This window comes from Thalassospira sp. ABD4_177, from assembly GCF_056160125.1.
Genome location: NZ_JBSWWO010000001.1, coordinates 2,555,975 through 2,573,044 on the forward strand (window position 1 = coordinate 2,555,975; position 17,070 = coordinate 2,573,044).

General features: G+C 53.9%; 16 protein-coding genes. 5 read left to right on the plus strand and 11 right to left on the minus strand.

Annotated features, from left to right (window positions below):
* Positions 1-5: 5 nt before the first annotated feature.
* Positions 6-692, plus strand: coding sequence for a DsbA family oxidoreductase (locus ACXAF0_RS11725; RefSeq protein WP_475346030.1), 687 nt, complete (start codon positions 6-8; stop codon positions 690-692).
* 58 nt (positions 693-750) lie between these two features.
* Here ACXAF0_RS11725 and mfd read toward each other — a convergent pair whose 3' ends face one another.
* Both mfd and ACXAF0_RS11735 read right to left on the minus strand, forming a co-directional pair.
* Positions 751-4,248: a transcription-repair coupling factor gene (gene mfd / locus ACXAF0_RS11730; RefSeq protein WP_475346031.1), complete on the minus strand. Its 3,498-nt coding sequence runs from the start codon at positions 4,246-4,248 to the stop codon at positions 751-753.
* 7 nt (positions 4,249-4,255) lie between these two features.
* Complete coding sequence (locus tag ACXAF0_RS11735) at positions 4,256-4,528, minus strand: FAD assembly factor SdhE (protein WP_475346032.1); 273 nt, start codon at positions 4,526-4,528, stop codon at positions 4,256-4,258.
* 226 nt (positions 4,529-4,754) lie between these two features.
* Here ACXAF0_RS11735 and recG point away from each other — a divergent pair, with 226 nt between their 5' ends.
* Positions 4,755-6,842 carry an ATP-dependent DNA helicase RecG gene (gene recG / locus ACXAF0_RS11740; RefSeq protein WP_475346033.1) on the plus strand — a complete coding sequence of 696 codons (2,088 nt, stop codon included), beginning with the start codon at positions 4,755-4,757 and terminating at the stop codon, positions 6,840-6,842.
* 63 nt (positions 6,843-6,905) lie between these two features.
* On the opposite strand, the gene ACXAF0_RS11745 is transcribed toward recG, so the two are convergent.
* Positions 6,906-7,769: a DUF502 domain-containing protein gene (locus ACXAF0_RS11745; protein WP_475346034.1), complete on the minus strand. Its 864-nt coding sequence runs from the start codon at positions 7,767-7,769 to the stop codon at positions 6,906-6,908.
* A 202-nt stretch (positions 7,770-7,971) separates the two neighbouring features.
* On the opposite strand from ACXAF0_RS11745, the gene ACXAF0_RS11750 reads away from it, so the two are divergent.
* The gene (locus ACXAF0_RS11750) at positions 7,972-8,241 is read left to right on the plus strand and encodes a hypothetical protein (protein ID WP_475346035.1); all 270 of its coding nucleotides are present in this window, start codon (positions 7,972-7,974) and stop codon (positions 8,239-8,241) included.
* Positions 8,228-8,683 carry an NUDIX hydrolase gene (locus ACXAF0_RS11755; protein WP_475346036.1) on the plus strand — a complete coding sequence of 152 codons (456 nt, stop codon included), beginning with the start codon at positions 8,228-8,230 and terminating at the stop codon, positions 8,681-8,683. The genes ACXAF0_RS11750 and ACXAF0_RS11755 overlap by 14 nt, the downstream gene beginning before the upstream one ends.
* An 87-nt stretch (positions 8,684-8,770) precedes the next feature.
* Here the strand turns inward: ACXAF0_RS11755 and rpoH are convergent, their stop codons facing one another.
* The gene (gene rpoH, locus ACXAF0_RS11760; protein ID WP_475346037.1) at positions 8,771-9,640 is read right to left on the minus strand and encodes an RNA polymerase sigma factor RpoH; all 870 of its coding nucleotides are present in this window, start codon (positions 9,638-9,640) and stop codon (positions 8,771-8,773) included.
* A 619-nt stretch (positions 9,641-10,259) separates the two neighbouring features.
* Here rpoH and ACXAF0_RS11765 point away from each other — a divergent pair.
* The gene (locus ACXAF0_RS11765) at positions 10,260-10,754 is read left to right on the plus strand and encodes a YchJ family protein (RefSeq protein ID WP_475346038.1); all 495 of its coding nucleotides are present in this window, start codon (positions 10,260-10,262) and stop codon (positions 10,752-10,754) included.
* Here ACXAF0_RS11765 and ACXAF0_RS11770 read toward each other — a convergent pair.
* The 7 genes from ACXAF0_RS11770 to ACXAF0_RS11800 form a co-directional block, all read right to left on the minus strand.
* Entirely contained in the window at positions 10,751-11,149 is a 399-nt protein-coding gene (locus ACXAF0_RS11770) for an NUDIX domain-containing protein (protein ID WP_475346039.1), read from the minus strand. The genes ACXAF0_RS11765 and ACXAF0_RS11770 overlap by 4 nt on opposite strands.
* Before the next feature lie 243 nt (positions 11,150-11,392).
* A complete protein-coding gene (gene ssb, locus ACXAF0_RS11775; RefSeq protein WP_475346040.1) occupies positions 11,393-11,923 on the minus strand; it encodes a single-stranded DNA-binding protein in 531 nt (176 codons plus the stop codon).
* Between the two features lie 59 nt (positions 11,924-11,982).
* Entirely contained in the window at positions 11,983-12,456 is a 474-nt protein-coding gene (locus ACXAF0_RS11780; RefSeq protein ID WP_475346041.1) for a GAF domain-containing protein, read from the minus strand.
* Positions 12,457-12,603: 147 nt separating this feature from the next.
* Positions 12,604-13,674, minus strand: coding sequence for a sn-glycerol-3-phosphate import ATP-binding protein UgpC (locus ACXAF0_RS11785; protein ID WP_475346042.1), 1,071 nt, complete (start codon positions 13,672-13,674; stop codon positions 12,604-12,606).
* A 57-nt stretch (positions 13,675-13,731) separates the two neighbouring features.
* A complete protein-coding gene (gene ugpE / locus ACXAF0_RS11790; RefSeq protein WP_475346043.1) occupies positions 13,732-14,586 on the minus strand; it encodes a sn-glycerol-3-phosphate ABC transporter permease UgpE in 855 nt (284 codons plus the stop codon).
* Between the two features lie 13 nt (positions 14,587-14,599).
* Entirely contained in the window at positions 14,600-15,478 is an 879-nt protein-coding gene (locus ACXAF0_RS11795; RefSeq protein WP_475346044.1) for an ABC transporter permease subunit, read from the minus strand.
* Positions 15,479-15,562: 84 nt separating this feature from the next.
* The gene (locus tag ACXAF0_RS11800; RefSeq protein ID WP_475346045.1) at positions 15,563-16,861 is read right to left on the minus strand and encodes an extracellular solute-binding protein; all 1,299 of its coding nucleotides are present in this window, start codon (positions 16,859-16,861) and stop codon (positions 15,563-15,565) included.
* Between the last annotated feature and the right edge of the window lie 209 nt (positions 16,862-17,070).

Here is a 17,070-nt window from a genome sequence, read left to right on the forward strand (position 1 = left end):
GTGGAATGAACTGGCAGTTCGGACAAAGTGAACCTTCAAATTCGCCGATCAGGATCGAGGCGATTGTCGATACGATTTGTCCGTGGTGCTATATCGGCAAAAAGCGCCTTGAAAAGGCCTTGGCGCGTGAGAAGCTCGATAACCTGATCATTCACTGGCGCCCGTTCCTGCTGAACCCCGACATGCCAAGCGGCGGTATTGATCGCAAACTCTATCTGTCGGCCAAATTCGGCGGCTCCGAAAGTGCCGAACGGGTTTACAAGGCGATCGAGGATGCCGGGGCAGCCGTTGGTATTCCGTTCAAATTTGATCAGATCCAAGTCACCCCTGATTCAACGGACTCGCATCGCCTGATTCACAAAGTTTGTGCCGAACGCCCCGCCGTGGGCAATGATCTGGTCGAAGACCTGTTCGTCGCCTATTTCCTCGAAGGTCAGGATATCGGTGATCAGGAACTTCTGGCCGATATCGCAGTCCGGCATGGTGAGGACCGAAATGAAATCCTTGAATATCTGGCCGGTGACATGGACCGGGAATTCGTCGGCCAGGAAAACCGCGTTGCTCATCAGATGGGGGTAACCGGTGTGCCGTGCTTCCTGTTTAACAGTCGCCATGCCCTTTCCGGCGCTCAGGAACCAGACATCCTTCAACGCATGATCCGGTTGGCCCGACAGGAAGAAATACCGGTTTAATATTCGCGAAAAAGAGTAAAAAGAAAGGCGGGATAACAATATGTTACCCGCCTTTTCTTTATGTGGCGACTGCGATATCCGACAGCCGTTTCATCAGTCGTTTAAGCCCCTCAAGCCGGTCGGTCGGCCCATCCCAGCCGGCGGAATAGACCATTTTGTGATCCGGGCGCAGGCGCGCGACCCCCACCTGTTGCTGGATAAAGCCGATCAAACCAGCCGGGTTCGGGAACTCGTTATTACGCAGCGTGATCAAGGCACCTTTCGGACCGGCATCGAGCTTCTCGATATTGGCAACACGGCACCATTGTTTGATGGTGACAACATCCAGAAGGTTTTCGACTTCTTTGGGCAGCTTGCCAAACCGGTCGATCATCTCGGCTGCGAACTGGTCAACTTCTTCACGCGATCGCAGTTCCGAGATCCGGCGATAAAGACCCAGTCGCACCCCGAGGTCCGGCACATAACGGTCCGGGATCAGGACCGGCATGCCGATATTGATCTGCGGGACAAAGCTTGCTTCTTCGGATGCGTCGATTTCTCCCTTGGCCTCGGCCACGGCTTCTTCGATCATCTGCTGATACAGTTCGATCCCGACTTCCTTGATGTGACCGGATTGTTCTTCGCCCAACAGGTTCCCTGCCCCGCGAATATCTAGATCGTGGCTGGCGAGATTGAAACCAGCTCCCAAGCTATCAAGCGTCTGCATGACTTCGAGGCGCTTGAGTGCCGTTGCCGTCCGTTTCTTGCCGTTTGGCAAGGTCAGATAGGCATAGGCTCGCTGTTTGGAGCGTCCGATACGTCCACGCAACTGATAAAGCTGCGCCAGGCCAAACATGTCGGCCCGGTGGATGATCATGGTGTTGGCGTTGGGCACATCAATACCGGATTCAATGATGTTGGTTGCCAACAGAAGATCAAATTTCCGGTCCGTAAAGTCGGTCATGACCTGTTCAAGGTCACGCGCACCCATCTGCCCATGTGCGACGTCAAACTTGATTTCCGGCACAAGGTTTTCAAGTTCCTTGGCAACCCGGCCCAGTTCATTGACCCGTGGGCAGACATAGAAAATCTGACCGCCACGATGGCGTTCGCGCAAAATGGCCTCGCGCACGACAACCGGGTCATAGGGCGTGATATAGGTCCGAACCGCCAGACGGTCGACCGGCGGTGTCGCAATGATCGAAAGTTCCTTCACCCCGGTCAAGGCCAACTGCAAGGTTCGCGGAATTGGCGTCGCCGTCAGGGTCAGAACATGCACATCGGATTTCAGTTCCTTCAGCCGTTCCTTATGCTTCACACCGAAATGCTGTTCCTCATCAACGATCAGAAGACCGAGATCCTTGAAATGCACACCGTTGCCCAACAACGCGTGCGTGCCGCAAACGATATCAACATGGCCGCTTTCGATATTGTCCTTGACCAGTTTGGCATTCTTGCCCGTGACAAGGCGCGAAAGCTGTTCGACCCGAACCGGCAGACCTTCAAAGCGTTCCTTGAAATTCAGGTAATGCTGACGACACAAAAGGGTCGTCGGCGCCACCACAGCAACCTGCTTGCCCGACATTACGGCGGCGAAGGCTGCGCGCATGGCGACCTCGGTCTTGCCAAAGCCCACGTCACCACAGACAAGACGGTCCATTGGCTTGCCCGCCGACAGGTCATCAAGCGTATCGCGGATCGCGCGCGCCTGATCGTCGGTTTCGGCAAACGGGAAACCCGCGCAGAACTCGTCATAGGCCCCTTCGGGCGCCTGAAGCGTTGCGCCCTTGCGCAGGTGACGTTCGGCGGCAACCTTGATCAGCTTGCCGGCCATGTCGCGGATACGTTCGCGCAGCTTGGCCTTGCGCGCCTGCCAGGCAACACCGCCCAGCTTATCAAGAATCGAGACACCCTCGTCCGAGCCGTAACGTGACAGGACCTCGATATTCTCGACCGGGACAAACAGCTTGTCTCCGCCGTCATATTCAAGTTCGAGGCAATCATGTGGCGCACCACCCGCCGTAACGGTCTTCAGGCCCAGATAACGCCCGATACCGTGTTCAAGGTGAACCACAAGGTCACCCTCGGCAATCTCGGAGGCTTCGCGCAGAAAGTTATCGGCCTTGCGACGACGCCCGCCCGGGCGGCTCATGCGATCGCCAAGGATATCCTGTTCGGTGACGAGCCACAGGCCCTTGCGCCGGAAACCGCGTTCGATATCAAGGATGACCACGCCGACATGCTCATGGGTCAGATCATCGGCGATGTCTTCCCAGCATTCACAAGGCACGACCTTGCCCACACCATGTTCACGCAGCAGCGAAACCATTCGGTCGCGCGATCCGTCGGAATAGGCCGCGATGACAACCTGATTTTCCTTGGCGCGCTGGGTGGTGATGAAATCACGCAGTTCGTCATAGAGATTGACGTCTGCCCGTGTGCGGATATCGCCAAAATCGCGCCCTGCCCGCGCACCCAGGTCAAAAATGCCGCGCTCCGGGTTTTCATCATCGTAATAGGGCGAGAATTCCAGAACCGGGCGGTCTGACACCATGCGGTCAAACTCTGCCTGATCAAGGTAAAGCCGTTCTGGCGGTACGGGTTTATAGACGTTATCGCCCGAAAGGCCACCACCCTTGATGTTCAGACGCGCCTGATAATAATCGTCGATCATCTCAAGACGGTTTTCGATCACTTCGCCATACTGATAATCAAGGCTGACGATGGTTTCTGGCAAATAGGCAAAGATGGTGTCGAGCCCATCATGGAACAGCGGTAACCAGTGTTCCATCCCGCCATATTTCAGGCCGTTGGAAATTGATTCGTACAGCGGATCGGTCTGCGACACCGCGCCGAAAAGCTCGCGATAGCCGCTGCGGAAACGAGAAATGCTGTCCGGATCAAGATAGACCTCACCGACCGGCAAAAGAGCGATTTCCTTGATCTTGCCGACGGTGCGCTGGGTTTCGACGTCAAAGCGTCGGATGCTTTCGATCTCATCGCCAAAGAAATCGAGACGTACCGGCTCTTTCATGCCCGGCGCAAAGATATCGACAATGTCGCCGCGAACCGCATAGTCGCCCGGTTCCATCACCTGTTCGGCGCGGTTATAGCCCATCCGTTCGAAATAGGCCGTCAGTTCAGCACGGTCATATTCATTGCCGGCCTTGAAGGCCAGTTTGCCCTTGCGCATCACATTAACCGTCGGGACGCGCTGAATGGCCGATGCCGCAGTTGTCAGGACAATACGCCCGTTTCCGGTGGCAGATTCCACGCCATCGGCAAGCGTCGTCAGCGTTTCAACGCGACGTGCCGTTACCTCGGAAATCGGCGATACCCGGTCATATGGCAGGCAATCCCACGCCGGCAGGGTCAGGACTTCAATTTCACCGGCAAAGAATTGCAGTGCCTCGGCCAGCTGGGCCATGCGCTTGTCGTCGCGTGCGATGTGAAGAACGGTTTTGTTCGTGCCTGCACTCTCAAGCAGCTCGCGCAGGATCAGGGCGTCGGCACCTTCTGGTACCCCGCCGACCCGTTTGCGACCATTGGTCGATATGATTTCTTTAAGCTTGTTCAATGTCTTGTCAGGCGTTGCTTAGCGCGCGGATCATGCGCAGGACATCGGTGTCATACTGCGCGGGTGCTTCTTCCTTGCCGGTGGCCCATTTGAAGAAATCGGCATCCGGAACTTCGTTGATCAGGGTTTCGAATGTATCAAGCTGCTCTTCGCTCAAGGTCGCGAGATGCTTGTCCATGAAACGGCCCATCAGGATATCGTTCTCCTTGGTGCCACGGTGGCTTCCCCGGAACAGCAGCTTTTTACGGCGCATTTCAAGGTCCGATACGGTGTCGGTCATTATACGATCTCCTGACTTCCTCGGCAGTGCCTGGCGGGCGGCGACTGCAGCCTGTTCTGTGGCATGGTTTGTACGGCAAATTTTCCTACGGGTCCATGCCGTGATCGGGTCATTTTGCATCAAATGATGACTTGATGGTTGTGGCGGGATAGTTTTGTTGTATACCCGTGCCATAAACGCAATTGTTCTATTAACGTTCTCATCGAAAGTTTCAACGAAAACCGTCATGCGCCCGGAAATTCTGTTCCCGCTTTTTGCTGAAATTGACACGCTGGCCGGTATCGGACCGCGCCTGAAGCCGTTGGTGGCGCGCCTGATCGGTGGGGAACATGTGGCAGATCTGCTGTGGCATTTGCCATCTGGCATCATTGATCGCCGGTTTTCCCCGGACCTTGCTGACACCATAGACGGTTCGGTCGTGACCATGGATGTCTGGGTGGAACGGCATGACCCCGCACCCAATCGGCGCCGTCCGTATCGCGTGATTTGCAAAACTCAAAGCGGTATGCTGGTTCTGGCGTTTTTCAATGCGCGGGCCAAGTACCTAAATGACATCTTGCCGGTGGGTGAAAAGCGCATCGTTTCAGGCAAGATAGATCATTATCGCGGGGAATATCAGATTACCCACCCGGACCGTATCGGGACAGAGGCAGAACGTTCTGAAATCCAGACGGTTGAGCCGGTCTATCCGATGTCTGCCGGGGTTACGGGTAAAACGCTGACCAAGGCAGTGCGAGGGGCACTTGAGACCCTGCCCGATTTGCCGGAATGGCATGATCCGGCCCTGGTTGATCGCCACAAATGGCCGGATTTGAAAACGGCACTTTATACGGTTCATAATCCACAGGATGAAACCGACCTGTCGCCCGATCATCCGGCGCGCAAGCGCCTCGCCTATGATGAATTACTGGCCAACCAGCTGGCCCTGACACTGATCCGCGCCAAGATGCGCAAACTGGGCGGTCGTGTGACCAAGGGCGATGGCCGCCTGCGCAAAGCGCTCGGCAACCACCTGCCCTTTGCCATGACCGGTGCGCAGCAACGCGCACTTGGCGATATCTATGATGATATGGCAAGCGAAGGCCGCATGCTGCGCCTACTCCAAGGGGACGTCGGGTCAGGCAAAACCGTGGTTGCGCTGATGGCGATGCTAAATTCGGTCGAATGCGGCCGTCAGGCGGCCCTGATGGCGCCGACTGAAATCCTTGCCCGGCAGCATTTTGAAACCATTTCACCACTGCTTGAGCAAATCGGCATCAAATGTGCCATTCTGACCGGCCGCGACAAGGGCAAGGCCCGCAAAACCGCACTCGAAGGCTTTGCCAGTGGCGATGTCCAGATCGCAGTCGGAACGCATGCCCTGTTTCAGGATGATGTAGCGTTCCATGATCTGGCTTTTGCGGTCGTCGATGAACAGCATCGCTTTGGCGTGCATCAGAGGTTGATGCTGGCTGGTAAAGGTCAGGCAGTGGATGTTCTGGTCATGACGGCCACCCCTATTCCACGTACCCTGACCTTGACGGCCTTTGGAGATATGGAAGTCTCGCGGCTTGATGAAAAGCCACCCGGTCGGAAACCCGTTGATACCCGTGTCTTGCCGATTGATAAGGTCGATGATGTCATTTCGGGCATCGGACGCGCCATGCGCAGCGGCACCAAGATTTACTGGGTGTGTCCGCTGGTCGAGGATTCAGAAGTTCTGGACCTGCAAGCGGCCGAGGAACGCCATCGCGTATTGGCAGAGCTGTTTGGCGCGGAGCGTGTCGGCCTTGTTAATGGCAAGATGAAGGGCAAGGAAAAGGATGAAGTCATGGAAAAGTTCGCCCATGGCGATACCTCCATCCTTGTTGCCACCACCGTGATCGAAGTCGGGGTGAATGTGCCCGAAGCAACCATCATGGTGATTGAGCATTCTGAACGCTTCGGCCTGGCACAGCTTCACCAGCTGCGCGGTCGTATCGGGCGTGGTGACGCTGCCTCAACCTGCCTGCTGCTGTATGGCAATCCGCTTGGGCAGGTTTCCAAGGCCCGCCTCAAGATCATGCGCGAAACCGAGGACGGTTTCATTATCGCTGAAGAAGACTTGAAGCTTCGTGGTGCTGGCGAGGTTCTTGGCACGCGTCAAAGTGGCCTTCAGGAATTTCGGCTGGCCAATTTGGAGCTACATGGTGATTTGTTGGCGATTGCGCGCGATGATGCGCGTTTGATTGTCGAACGTGACCCGGATTTGCAGAAAACCCGGGGGGATGCGCTACGGCTTTTGCTTTATCTGTTCGAGCGCGACGAAGCGGTTCGGTATTTCCGGTCTGGGTAAAAAAAACAAGGGCGCATCTTTTGATGCGCCCTTTTCTTCTAAAGCATGCAGGGTGTTCAGCAATCACGCGTCTTCAGGTGTCTTGCCGTCCTTCGGCTGCGTGTCACTGCTTTCTGTCCGTGCAGATATGTCGCGCGAGACCAGGATTGGAACGTTTTCCTTTTCGCGCAGGGTATCGACATTCTCGTAGGTTTTGGCCGAGACCTGCGGCTGGTTGCGCTCTGCTTCCGGACGACGGTCTGGCGGTGTAACGATGCCGCCCGACATGACCATCTTGATGGCTTCTTCGACCGTCATATCAAGGATCACCACATCACGCTTGGGCACGAACAGCAAAAAGCCCGAAGTCGGGTTTGGTGTGGTGGGCAGGAAGATATTGATCACCTTGTCTTCGGTCAGGTTCTGCACCTCACCTGTGGTTTCGCCGGTGATAAAGCCGATCGCCCACATGCCGCGGCGCGGATATTCGAGAAGGACAGCCTGACGGAATGCGTTGGACTGGTTGGCCAGAACCGTTTCAAGGATCTGTTTTACCGCGCCATAGATGCTGCGCACCGCCGGGATGCGGCCAAGAATGCGTTCGTAAAGCTTAATTAACGCTCGACCGGCAAAGTTGGTGGTAAACCAGCCAACAACGGTGATGAAAACGATAATGACCAGAAGGCCAAAGCCGGGAATCCCGTAATCTTCATATCCGACCGGAAGATAGGATTCCGGATTGTAGTGCGCCGGAATTAGCGGGATGACCTTGCTGTCGACAAACTCGATGAACCACCAGGCAAGCCCGAAGGTAATTGCAAGAGGTGCACTGACAAGCACACCGGTCAGGAAATAGGCTCTTATCCGGGCAAACATACCCGGACTTGGGATAACATGATCCGAACTCTTGTTTTCCGGATCATCACTGTCGTCGCGCTTGGCGTTCATTGACCACCTGTGCAAAAGAGCCAAATATCAAGAGCCAAAACTGCAAGATTAGTCTTTGGCTTTTGATCATTGTACGTGAGAATATAGTGAAGCTGGGACTTAAAGCCGGGTTATTCCCGCTTCTTAAAGTGATAGCAGTATTCAAGTTTGCGGTGCAACCAACAAACCGTAATTTGCAGATCAGAATTGTTGTGGAGACGTTTTGCAGGTCTGGATTGTTGAATATATTTACGATGATGACGGCTCGGTCGGGATCAAAACCGCCAAGGTTCGTGCGCCTGATTATGAAACCGCGCGGCAGTTTGCCATCGGTGATGCGCCGACCCGGGATTTTGTGATGTCGCTCCATCCGGAGTCCGAGGAACAGTTTCTTGGAACCCCCGGTATTCGGGCCCGCGAAATGACCGGCAAGGTCGTGCATGAAGTCCCTGACCCGGACGATGATTTGGAAGAAGATGATGACGATTACTGAACTTGATGATCAGCGAACCTTTTTGCCCAGACCCCTTATCGGTGTCGGCGCCGTTGTCTGGCACAAGGACCATGTTCTTTTGATCCAGCGCGGCAAGGAACCGCATGCGGGCACCTGGAGCCTTCCGGGTGGTGCGCAGGAGCTTGGTGAAACCGTCCGCGATGCCGTTTGCCGCGAGGTTCTGGAGGAAACCGGGATCAAGATTTCAAGTCCGATCCTTGTCGATGCGGTGGACATGATTTCCACCAACGAGGATGACAAGGTCGAATATCACTACACGTTGATCGATTTTGTCGCGGTGGCGCTTAATCCTGACATCACGCTGGGCGGTGATGCCGCCGATGCCAAGTGGGTCAATGTAAAGGAAGTCACCAAATACGCGCTTTGGAACAAGACCATCGAAATTATTGCCAAATCGCGCGACGTGCTTTCAAAAGGCTGAGCTAGTCTATTTTCGTTCAAACGATATAGCATAAAAAAGGCGGCACCGAGGGGATGCCGCCTTTTGTTTTGGTCGGGTGCGTTATGGTTAAGCCGCCGCGTGCTGGGTCAGAACGCTTTCCTGGATCTTCTTGAAAGCGCGTGCTTCAAGCTGACGGACACGTTCGCGGCTGACACCGAAGCGTTCACCAAGCTTTTCCAGCGTGATCGGATCATCGCTCAGGAAACGGGCCTTGATGATTTCCTGTTCACGTTCCGGCAACTCGCCCAGGGCGTTTTTCAGCATGCCGTTGTGAAGAACACGTTCTTCGGCGTCGGCAACCATGGCTTCCGGGCTCGGTGCTTCAGACGACAGGGTATCGAGATACTCCATCCCCTCGTCTTTTGGCATCGGCGTGTTGAGCGAGAAGTCACGCGCCGCCAGGCGACGGTTCATATCAAGCGCTTCACGACCGGTTACACCAAGTTTCTCTGCAACCTGATCAGCTTCCTCTGGCGAAAGCTCGCCATTGTCATAAATGTTAAGCTGACGCTTGGCTTTACGCAGGCTGAAGAACAGCTTCTTCTGCGCGGCCATCGTACCGAGCTTGACCATAGACCAGCTCTGCAGGATGTATTCGGTCACGGCTGCACGGATCCACCACATCGCATAGGTCGACAGGCGGAAACCACGTTCCGGATCGAACTTCTGCACAGCGCGCATCAGGCCGGTATTGCCCTCTGCAACAAGGTCTGCCATCGGCAGGCCGTAACCGCGATAGCCAAACGCGATCTTGGCAACAAGGCGCAGGTGACTGGTTACAAGTTTGTGGGCGGCCTCGGTGTCATCATGGTCCTGATAACGGTGGGCCAGCATGTATTCTTCATCTGCCGTAAGCATGGGGAATTTCCAGACTTCACGGAGATAGCCCGAGAAACCCTCTTCCTGGGGAACGGCTGGTAATTTAATGGCGCTCATTCTATGTCCTCCTGAGAGGTTTACACGTCGGCATCTATACTGGATACGGAGTCCGTCAGAAGCTGGATGACGCGCAAACGCTATCGGTTGTGAAATAATTCACGTGGACGACCGGATTCTGCCTGCGAAGACGTGTTATCCGACCGTATCTCATTCCAAAGTCACCTATGGAAGAGGACAGCAGACGCTAATAAGAAGTTCATTCATCGTGTCTCATCCTTACTCGAAGCAAATCGACAATTTACATGTCCGCCAATTGGCCGGACGTTGATCCGGCGGTGCCTTTGGGCCCCCACCCGCATTTATTAATATATCTAAACCCGACTAAATCCGTCAAGAACTTCCGACATGTGTTTCAGATATATTAATCAGTCTAAATCAGCGTTTTAGCAACTATAGTCGACAAAAACAGTCGGGTACTTAAAACGCTAACAATTAACGCTAGGATCGATATGCGGCGAAACAAAGGCAAATTGTCCAAATTCCCATTGCCGCATCTGACATACGGCTTTTCCAGTCGTATCAGGCCATATTTCAATATGCGCGGCGCTGCGATATGGCGTGCGTGAAAAGGCTCCTGTATGGTGGCCGCAAAAGCCCAAGCTGAATGGAGTTCATCATGCACACCCTTACCGCAGACGCGCCCTGCCCGTGTCGAAGTCTGAAAAGTTATGGCGCCTGTTGTGGGAAGTACCATTCGGGTGCTGCCAGTGCTGAGTCGGCAGAAAAGCTGATGCGATCAAGATATTGTGCATTTGTCCTGCGTGATGGGGCTTACCTTCTTTCAACGCTGGCAGAGGAAAATCGTTCCGGGTTTGACGCGGAAAGTATCGCGCAAGACACCACGCATTGGACTGGTTTGGAAATTATTGAATGCGTCGCTGGTGGCATTCTTGATCAGACCGGCATTGTCGAATTCATCGCCCGGTTTGAGGAAAACGGCAAAAAACATCAGCTTCACGAACGATCCAATTTTGAACGTCGCGACGGCAAGTGGTTTTATGTAGATGGCGTGTTTCCGGGCGAAAAGCACTTGTCAGTGCCGGCCAAAGCCGGTCGAAATGACCCCTGCCCGTGCGGGTCGGGCAAAAAGTTCAAAAAGTGCTGCGGTTAGCGCACAAATTCCAGTGCCCATCGATGAAATGGCCGGATGAGGCCATCATGGGCTTCTTTATAGGGTAGCCAAAGCAGTTCGTGGTCCTGATCAACCGGTGGGCCAAGCTTTTCGGTCAATTCACACAGAAAGAAGGTCGCACGTTTCAGGCGGAAGCGGTCCTTGGCAGCATTATTGACATATTGGGACGCAAAGCCGAGCCGCGATAGAATGTGCGCCCGGTATCCGGATTCCTCGTAAGCTTCACGATACAGGGCATCGCGTTCACTTTCGCCGTCTTCAACGCCGCCCCCCAAAAGAACAATCCCTTTGGGCGTGCGCGCAACGGCAACGTCGCCATTCTCGCGTTTGATCACGGCATAGACACAGTCCTGAACGTTATAGCTCTGCCCCATCCGCGGGGTTCCAAATATCGGACCGGCCAAAAACGGCTCCCATGTTCCACCAAGTGTGATCTTCAATCTTAAATCAGATTTTCTTAAGTATTTATAGCGTCGTAGCTGAAAATCTTTTGATTTGGCTGTTCCATGTGATGTGTGACTGGAAGGACCGAATTCAAAGGACCCGCCCCAAAACAAAACACCTCGAAACAATCAATGTTTCGAGGTGCATTGAATTCTGTCGTTTGACGCAGATGCTTAGAACGGGATCTCGTCATCAAGATCCGGGGTGCCAGCCGGTGCCGAACCGCCACCGGACGAGCCACCATTGCCCCAACCGGCATCAGAACCGCCACCAAAGCCGCCGCTGTCCTGGCCCCCGCCATAGCCACCACCGGAGGACGAACCGCCGCCCATGCCGCCACCATCACCGCCGCCGCGGTTGTCGAGCATGGTCAGGTTCGAGTTGAAGCCTTCAAGGACGACTTCGGTGGTGTAGTTGTCTTTGCCGTCCTGCCCCTGCCATTTACGGGTGCGTAGCTGACCTTCGATGTAGAGCTTGCTGCCTTTTTTCACAAAGCGCTCTACCACATCAGCAAGCCCTTCATTGAACACGACAATGCGGTGCCATTCGGTGCGCTCACGGCGCTCACCGGACTGACGGTCACGCCACTGTTCGGAGGTTGCGATGCTGAAATTGGCGATCTTTTTGCCAGCCTGGGTAAACCGGATTTCAGGATCGCGGCCAAGGTTCCCGACGAGAATGACTTTATTGACACTGCCAGCCATGGGTTATCTTCCAAAGTTTGTGTTGTCCGCTGCCCCGGTTTGTCGGGGCTTGTGGGTTATCATTGCGCAAAAATGCGCTGCATTAAAGATTCAAGTGCAATGCGATCCGTTTCATCAAACGAATTGGCTTCGACACTATCGACGTCGAGCACGGCGATCAACTGTCCATCCGCATTAGTCACGGGCACAACGATTTCCGAATTGGTCCGGCTATCACAGGCGATATGGCCTGGAAACGCATGAACATCGGCGACCACCTGGGTTTCAAGCGTTGATGCCGCCGCACCGCAGACACCCCGCCCGAACGGAATGCGAAGGCAGCCGAGGGTACCCTGATATGGCCCGACGACAAGTTCGTTTTCCTTTTGGGGATCAACATTATAGAAGCCCGTCCAGAAGTAATAATCGAACTTTTGCGAAAGGATGCAGCAAACCGTTCCCATCAGGGCGGTCACGTTGGTTTCGCCTTCAGTGATGCTGATCAGTTCTTTTGTCGCTTCTTCATAAAGCGCTTTTTTCTGGTCGGTCTGCACGATGTACTCCTTAACGTTCGCCGATAGGAACTACCCCGGTCGCACGGTTTGAGACAAGGGTAAACTGTCCATGCGGAGAACAAAAAACGCCCCTGACAGTTATGGTGTCAGAGGCGCTTGATAAATAGCTGAGATATTCGATCGTGGTCAGATGCGCTTGCCGCTATCGATATCAAATAGATGGATTTTCTCAGCCGGAACAGAAAGGTTCAATTTCTGACCTTGAGCAAACTGATGCGTTCCCTGCAGACGAAAGGTGACGTTGTCGGCGTTCGCACCGAAATCCAGATAGGCCAGTGTTTCCGCACCAAGCGATTCAACCATGCGGACCCCGGCATCAATGCGGCCCTGGCCATCATTATGCATGTTAAGATGTTCTGGGCGGATGCCGACCGTGACATCCCGCCCCCCTTCGACATCGTGATCAAGTTCCAGTTCAACACCGTCCCCAACCGTCACATGCTTCTTGTCGGCAGAGACCTTGCCTTTCAGGAAGTTCATGGCTGGCGATCCAATAAAGCCTGCAACGAACTGGCTTGCCGGTCGTTCATAGACTTCAATCGGTGAGCCGATCTGTTCGGCAATCCCGCCATTCATCACGATCAAACGATCGGCAAGCGTCATTGCCTCGACCTGATCGTGGGTGACATAAACCGACGTAATGCCAAGGCGTTGCTGCAGGTTCTTGATTTCAAGGCGCATATCGACACGCAGCTTGGCGTCCAAGTTTGAAAGGGGCTCGTCAAACAAAAACACCTTTGGCTGACGTACGATTGCGCGGCCCATGGCCACACGTTGGCGTTGTCCACCGGAAAGCTGGCGGGGTTTGCGTTCAAGATGGTCTTCAAGCTGGAGAATGCGGGCCGCATCGCGGACCTTGGTATCGATTTCCGACTTGCTGTGACCCCGGTTTTTCAGGCCATAAGCCATATTGTCATAGTTGTTCATATGCGGATAAAGCGCATAATTCTGGAACACCATCGCAATATCGCGGTCCGCCGGGGCGACCGTGTTGACGACCTTGTCATCGATGCTGATTTCCCCGTCAGAAATGCCTTCCAGACCTGCGATCATGCGCAGCAAGGTCGATTTGCCACAGCCGGACGGACCGACAAGAACGGTGAACTCGCCATCCTCGATTTTAAGGTCAATCCCGTGAATGGCCTTGAAGCCGTTCGGGTAGGTTTTCTGAGCCTGATTAAGCGTTACAGTTGCCATCTTAGTATCCTGTATGCGGATCAATTATTTTCAATTCAGCGGGCTTGGGAGACGGAATTATTTCTCCGTCTCGACCAACCCCTTTACGAACATGCGCTGGAAGATCACCACCACCAGAACCGGCGGGATGGTTGCCATGATTGTCAGTGCGAATGCCTTGGGGAACTGCGGAATTTGCCCGCCTTCATAAAGCGAGTTGTAGACCTGCTTGATCCCGATCACGATGGTGTAGAGCTGATCATCCGTCGTCATCAGAAGCGGCCAGAGATACTGGTTCCAGCCAACGACAAACATGATGATGAAGATCGCGGCAATCATGGTGACAGACAGCGGCACAAGAATGTCGATGAAGAAGCGCAGCGGCCCTGCCCCGTCCAGTCTGGCAGCCTCAAGAAGCTCATCCGGGACCGAACGGTAAAACTGCCGGAAGAAGAATGTGCCCGTAGCGGACGCGATCAGCGGCAAGATCAAACCGGTATAGGTGTTGAGCAACCCGAGATTTGCGACAACCTCGTAAGACGGCACGATGCGGACTTCGAGTGGCAGCAACAGCGTCGAGAAAATGATCCAGAACAACGGCACCGCCAGTTTGAAGCGGAAATAGACAATGGCGTAAGCCGCCATCATCGAAATGATCACCTTGCCGATCGCAAAGCCAAGGCCAAGCACCATGCTGTTAAACAGCATTTCGATTGCGGTGACCCTGCCCTTGGTTGCCTCTGCATCAAACAGGATGGCGCCGTAGTTTGAAAAGAACTCGTTCCCCGGCCAGAATTGCAGACCATGCTGGAAAATGTATTCCCGGGTGTGGGTGGAAGACGCAAAGGCTATCCAGACCGGAAGGATCATGAAAAGTGCGCCAAGCACCAGAATGGTGTGGTTGGTAAATATACGCCATTTTGACTGATACATGATGACGTTCCCCCTAGTAATGCACTTTACGTTCGATGAAGCGGAACTGGAACACGGTCAGGACGCTGACCATGATCATCAGCAGGACCGACTGCGCGGCACTGCCGCCCATATCTGCACCAAGGAAGCCATCGACATAAACCTTGTAAACAAGGGTCGCGGTTGATCCACCCGGCGCGCCTTTTGTCGAAACGTCAATGATGCCAAAGGTTTCAAAGAAGGCGTATGTCAGGTTGATCACCAACAGGAAGAAGGTCGTCGGTGCGAGAAGCGGGAAAGTAATCGTCCAGAAACGGCGTTCCGGGCTTTTGCAGTCAAGGGTTGCTGCTTCCTGGACCGATTTCGGAATGCCCTGAAGACCGGACAGGAAGAAGATGAAGTTCACACTGACCTGTTTCCAGACGGCAATCAGAATGACGACGAAGGCTGCGTCATTGGCGTTCTGGATGTGGTTGAACTCAAACCCGAAGCTGTTGAATGCCTTGTAAAGGTCACCCATCAACGGGTTGAACATCATGTTGCCCAGAAGACCTGCCACCGGCGGCGCAATCGCATAACCCCACATCAGAAGCGTTTTATAGCTCTTGGCACCCCGGATCACTTCATCGACGCGCACTGCAAGAAACAGGGAGATCGCGATGGAAAGCACGGAAACCAGAACCGAGAATACGACAGTGAAGATGGCAGAGCGTGTCCAAGAACTGCTGGAAAGCACATCTTCGAAATTGCGGAACCAGACAAACTGCGAAGACAGGCCAAAGGCATCTTCAAGCAGGAACGACTGATACAGCGCCTGGGCCGCCGGCCACAGGAAGAATATGCAAATAATCAGAATTTGCGGTGCGATGAAAAGATATGGCACCGCGCTGTGTTCAAATTGTACGCGCTTCATTGTGAACGCAACCTCAAGGCAAAATCAGAAAATGCAAAACAGGGCGGCCAAAAGATCGGCCGCCCCGCATTTGCGAAAAGCAGATTAGTTCGAGTAGGTATCGTTGAAGCGATCCAGCAGACCGTTTGCTTCTTCTTCGATGGTCGCAAAGGCTGCATCAACGGTTTCTTCGCCGTTCATGATCTTGTCGACTTCACGATAGATGACTTCACGGATCTGGACGTAGAAGCCAAGACGGTAACCTTTGGTCCACTCGCCGCCTTCTTCTGAAAGCTGGATGATACCAACTTCGGCATCCGGGCTTTCTTTGTAATAGCCGTCCGATTTTGCAAGGTCATATGCTGCGTTGGTGATCGGAACATAGCCGGTTTCTTTGTGCCAGTAGTACTGGGTTTCCGGCTTGGTCAGGAATTTGAAGAATTCAGCAACACCTGCATCCTGTTCGGCATCATGGCCCGAGAATGCGAAGAGTGCTGCACCACCGATGAAGGTCGATTTCGGTGCATCGCCAACATTTTCCCAGTACGGAAGGGTCGAGGTGCCGAAATCAAACTGCGCGGATTTACGCAGGCCACCGAACGAACCAGACGAACCGATCCACATTGCAACCTGTTGCTGAACAAATGCGTCCTGGTTTGCGCCCCATGCACGGCCATAATAACCATAATAGCCAGCGTCTTTCCAATCCTTGACGTGCTGCCAGTGATCTTTCAGAGCATCGTTGTTGTAGAGGATTTCAACATCGGTGCTGTCATAACCGTTGTTGGCGGTCGCCATCTGCAGGTTGTGACGCGACATGAAGTTCTCAAAGAAGATCCACGGGCTGTGCGACTGTGCAAGTGCTGTGAAACCAGCTTCCTTGAGTTTCGGAGCAGCAGCTTCGAACTCTTCCCAGGTCTTCGGCACATCAACACCAGCTTTGTCGAGGGCTTCCTTGTTGTAATACAGAAGCGGGGTCGAGCTGTTGAACGGCATGCCGATCATCTTACCTTCTGAATCGGCATAGAAGTAACGAACACCCGGGATGTAATCATTGATGTCGAAAGTGACATCGTTTTCTTCAAGCAGGTCCTGAACCGGCTTAACAGCGCCTTTGGCGTTGATGATGGTAGCAGCACCGGCATCGAAGATCTGAATGATGTTCGGCTGGTTTTTCGCGCGGAACGCTGCGATACCGGCCGTCATGGTGTCTTCGTAACCGCCCTTGTTGATGGATACGAGTTTGTATTCATCCTGGCTTGCGTTGAAGTCTTCGGTGATCTGGTTGACGACGTCGCCAAGTGCGCCGTCCATTGCATGCCACCAAGTGATCTCGGTTGCAGCTTGTGCGGTGCTGCCAAGGGCAAACACGGCAGCAGCCGCCATCAGTGTTTTGCGGAACATGATTTTCTATCTCCCAAATAAAAACTTTGCGCGAAAAGCCGCTCGTTGAACGGTCTCTCGCAACGCTCTCGTTTTCATCTGAGGGGGACGCTTCCTCAAGTGACAGTTTTCGGAAATTTACTTTTTGATGTGCGTAATTACCGTTTGGACTGTCGATTATTGATATTGTTAGTACATTCGACCCCTTCAAATGTTCAAATGAACATCTC

What these genes read in the sequence shown, in the direction of transcription:
- ACXAF0_RS11795 (WP_475346044.1), bottom strand. Translation starts at nt 15,478, where the DNA reads ATGAAGCGCGTACAATTTGAACACAGCGCGGTGCCATATCTTTTCATC.
- ACXAF0_RS11800 (WP_475346045.1), bottom strand. Translation starts at nt 16,861, where the DNA reads ATGTTCCGCAAAACACTGATGGCGGCTGCTGCCGTGTTTGCCCTTGGC.
- ACXAF0_RS11765 (WP_475346038.1), top strand. Translation starts at nt 10,260, where the DNA reads ATGCACACCCTTACCGCAGACGCGCCCTGCCCGTGTCGAAGTCTGAAA.
- recG (WP_475346033.1), top strand. Translation starts at nt 4,755, where the DNA reads ATGCGCCCGGAAATTCTGTTCCCGCTTTTTGCTGAAATTGACACGCTG.
- ACXAF0_RS11735 (WP_475346032.1), bottom strand. Translation starts at nt 4,528, where the DNA reads ATGACCGACACCGTATCGGACCTTGAAATGCGCCGTAAAAAGCTGCTG.
- rpoH (WP_475346037.1), bottom strand. Translation starts at nt 9,640, where the DNA reads ATGAGCGCCATTAAATTACCAGCCGTTCCCCAGGAAGAGGGTTTCTCG.
- ssb (WP_475346040.1), bottom strand. Translation starts at nt 11,923, where the DNA reads ATGGCTGGCAGTGTCAATAAAGTCATTCTCGTCGGGAACCTTGGCCGC.
- ugpE (WP_475346043.1), bottom strand. Translation starts at nt 14,586, where the DNA reads ATGTATCAGTCAAAATGGCGTATATTTACCAACCACACCATTCTGGTG.
- ACXAF0_RS11745 (WP_475346034.1), bottom strand. Translation starts at nt 7,769, where the DNA reads ATGAACGCCAAGCGCGACGACAGTGATGATCCGGAAAACAAGAGTTCG.
- ACXAF0_RS11755 (WP_475346036.1), top strand. Translation starts at nt 8,228, where the DNA reads ATGACGATTACTGAACTTGATGATCAGCGAACCTTTTTGCCCAGACCC.
- ACXAF0_RS11725 (WP_475346030.1), top strand. Translation starts at nt 6, where the DNA reads ATGAACTGGCAGTTCGGACAAAGTGAACCTTCAAATTCGCCGATCAGG.
- ACXAF0_RS11785 (WP_475346042.1), bottom strand. Translation starts at nt 13,674, where the DNA reads ATGGCAACTGTAACGCTTAATCAGGCTCAGAAAACCTACCCGAACGGC.
- ACXAF0_RS11770 (WP_475346039.1), bottom strand. Translation starts at nt 11,149, where the DNA reads ATGGGGCAGAGCTATAACGTTCAGGACTGTGTCTATGCCGTGATCAAA.